The organism is Streptomyces sp. NPDC054975 (genome assembly GCF_053609105.1).
This window is the reverse complement of the sequence record NZ_JBSGWV010000107.1, coordinates 1-2,089: the sequence shown is the minus strand read 5'-3', so window position 1 is coordinate 2,089 and position 2,089 is coordinate 1. Positions and strand designations below refer to the sequence as shown.

Below are 2,089 nucleotides of genomic sequence, written 5' to 3'. Positions count from 1 at the left end.
ATTACGGTTTAAAGCCTTTTATTTTCTATTGTTTGAAAAGAATGTACCCTTATAGTATACTTTCAGTAAGCGAATAAAAGGAGGTGCGAGGAAACTCGCTCAACATTCCCGACATTCGCCGGCCTACCAAAAATCATCATCATCCAACACAAGAAAAAAGGAAATCGAAATTCGGTTTCCTTCTTTTTTTTTAGGGTGAAATCGAAGTTTCTTATTCGAATATTCTAAAAACCATCCAAAAGTCATGTCTTTGTATTGTATAATTCAGATAAACTTCTAATTTTTTACCTATTCATGTTATAATATGAGAACACACGTTCTAAAAACATTTGAGGGGGCAGGTCGAATTGAATGAGGTTGCAAGAATGGATGAGAGAAAAGAACTAAACGGGAACATGGACGATATTAAACAGCTTCTTTCTTTGCTGATCAATTCACGACATATTAGGGGGATGCAGCCCACTAATATTGATCTTTCGAATGTTAAAACACTGACAAACTATTTGAGAATATTCGGCAGCATTACACCGGAAGAAAAAGAAAAATTGGACAGGTATTACGGAAATAAATAAAGCCCCGAAATCGGGGCCTATTGTTCGTTATTTGCTTTATAATTGCTATCCGGTTTGTTTTTCTGGATCACTTTAGGCTCTCTATCGCGTACAACCATTTCAAGTATATGCTTAATTGGCTCAAGTTCTTCAGGAGATAAAGGGCGGCCGTTCCAGTGTAGGTTATCCTTTTTCAAGAATTCGGATATGTCTTTGCGCTCTTTCTTTGGATCGGGGTCATCTGTTAACCCTAAGATATAATCAACGGAAACGTCATAAATTTCCGCAAGCTGCGTCAGTTTATCAAGAGGCGGCTTTTTAGTTTCTGCCTCATATCCCCCGTAACTTGATTTTGCTATCCCCAATTTACGGCCTATATCCTCCATAGTGTACTTATGAGCTTTTCGTAAATGGCGCAAACGCTGACCATACATAAGTCCCTTCCTCCTTACAATTGTTCACCTAATTTATATTATATTCTTTTTTTACGCTAAAAGAAAACTTTCAACAAACCTATTTACGCATGAGAATAAATAAGGTTTCAAGGTTTTGAGAAAAAAATTTCTTTAAGGAACATTTTTTTATAAAAATGGCTTGAAATGTTCTCTAATAGAGAATATAATAAGGTTACACCAACAAAGAAAGGAGGGAAAACAAAATAATGGAAAATCAATTTAAACGTCATTGGTTAGCCGAAAGAAGATCCAAAGCAGATTTGAGTTACCGCAAATTGTCAAAAGAAACGGGTCTAGCTGAATCGTTTCTATGGAAAATCGAAAACGGGGTTGCTACACCGTCATTTGAAACAGTTGTCAAATTAGGCAGGGCTTTAGGGTTCGATCCTGAGTTTTTTTATACCCATGAAGTCTCCTTTAAGGAACGGATTTACTGTAAAACCAGCTGAAATAACGCTTTAAAGAAGAAGGGGGAATAAACGTGAAAAACATGCGGGATATGTATTATGAGCTTTTAAAAAGACAGTGTGAAATGATTTCGGCTGAAGAGGTTTTTTTAAAACAAGGAAGGTTTCAAGAGGCTTCTGAATTAAGGGCTGAAATTGACCGGAATTATCCTGAGTTGATGGCAGTCAAAAAACGACGGGAATTTAGGGTTGTAGATGCATCATGAACATTAAAGTATCCGATTGGCGGACTTACACGAAGGCGGAAAGGTTTTGGCTTTTGGAAAACACGGCATTCAGTCAATGGAAAAGAAAAAACAAGAGAGGGGATTTGAAATGAAATCATATAGAAAGGTCGCATTCAGTCAAAGCGCATTTGATCAGTGGAGACTTAATCAAGCAGGGGGAACGATAACAATTCCACCGTCAGGCAATCCGTTTTTCGAATTTAAAACAAAGGCGCAGTACGAAAAATACTTGCAATTAAACAGCGAAAGGGGCAACTGGGCGTGAGTAGACTGCAAACAATGGCACGATTCGATGAAAGAATTCCTGAACCGACTGTGATCGGAAAGTGTAAAGGATGCGGCGAGATAATAACAGCAAGCGAAGAGTTTTTTGATCATGAAGGGGAATT

General features: G+C 37.7%; 4 protein-coding genes. 3 read left to right on the top strand and 1 reads right to left on the bottom strand.

What is annotated here, in order from left to right:
* Window positions 1-589: 589 nt before the first annotated feature.
* The gene (locus ACWF79_RS34730) at window positions 590-985 is read right to left on the bottom strand and encodes a helix-turn-helix domain-containing protein (RefSeq protein WP_080326342.1); all 396 of its coding nucleotides are present in this window, start codon (window positions 983-985) and stop codon (window positions 590-592) included.
* A gap of 227 nt (window positions 986-1,212) precedes the next feature.
* On the opposite strand from ACWF79_RS34730, the gene ACWF79_RS34725 reads away from it, so the two are divergent.
* From ACWF79_RS34725 to ACWF79_RS34715, 3 genes are read left to right on the top strand one after another with little or no spacing between them, the layout of a single operon-like run.
* Entirely contained in the window at window positions 1,213-1,455 is a 243-nt protein-coding gene (locus tag ACWF79_RS34725; RefSeq protein ID WP_377455239.1) for a helix-turn-helix domain-containing protein, read from the top strand.
* Window positions 1,456-1,487: 32 nt separating this feature from the next.
* Window positions 1,488-1,679 carry a hypothetical protein gene (locus tag ACWF79_RS34720; RefSeq protein ID WP_213377538.1) on the top strand — a complete coding sequence of 64 codons (192 nt, stop codon included), beginning with the start codon at window positions 1,488-1,490 and terminating at the stop codon, window positions 1,677-1,679.
* Window positions 1,680-1,695: 16 nt separating this feature from the next.
* Complete coding sequence (locus tag ACWF79_RS34715) at window positions 1,696-1,965, top strand: hypothetical protein (protein WP_382522926.1); 270 nt, start codon at window positions 1,696-1,698, stop codon at window positions 1,963-1,965.
* The last annotated feature ends 124 nt before the right edge of the window (window positions 1,966-2,089 follow it).

What these genes read in the sequence shown, in the direction of transcription:
- ACWF79_RS34730 (WP_080326342.1), bottom strand. Translation starts at nt 985, where the DNA reads ATGTATGGTCAGCGTTTGCGCCATTTACGAAAAGCTCATAAGTACACT.
- ACWF79_RS34725 (WP_377455239.1), top strand. Translation starts at nt 1,213, where the DNA reads ATGGAAAATCAATTTAAACGTCATTGGTTAGCCGAAAGAAGATCCAAA.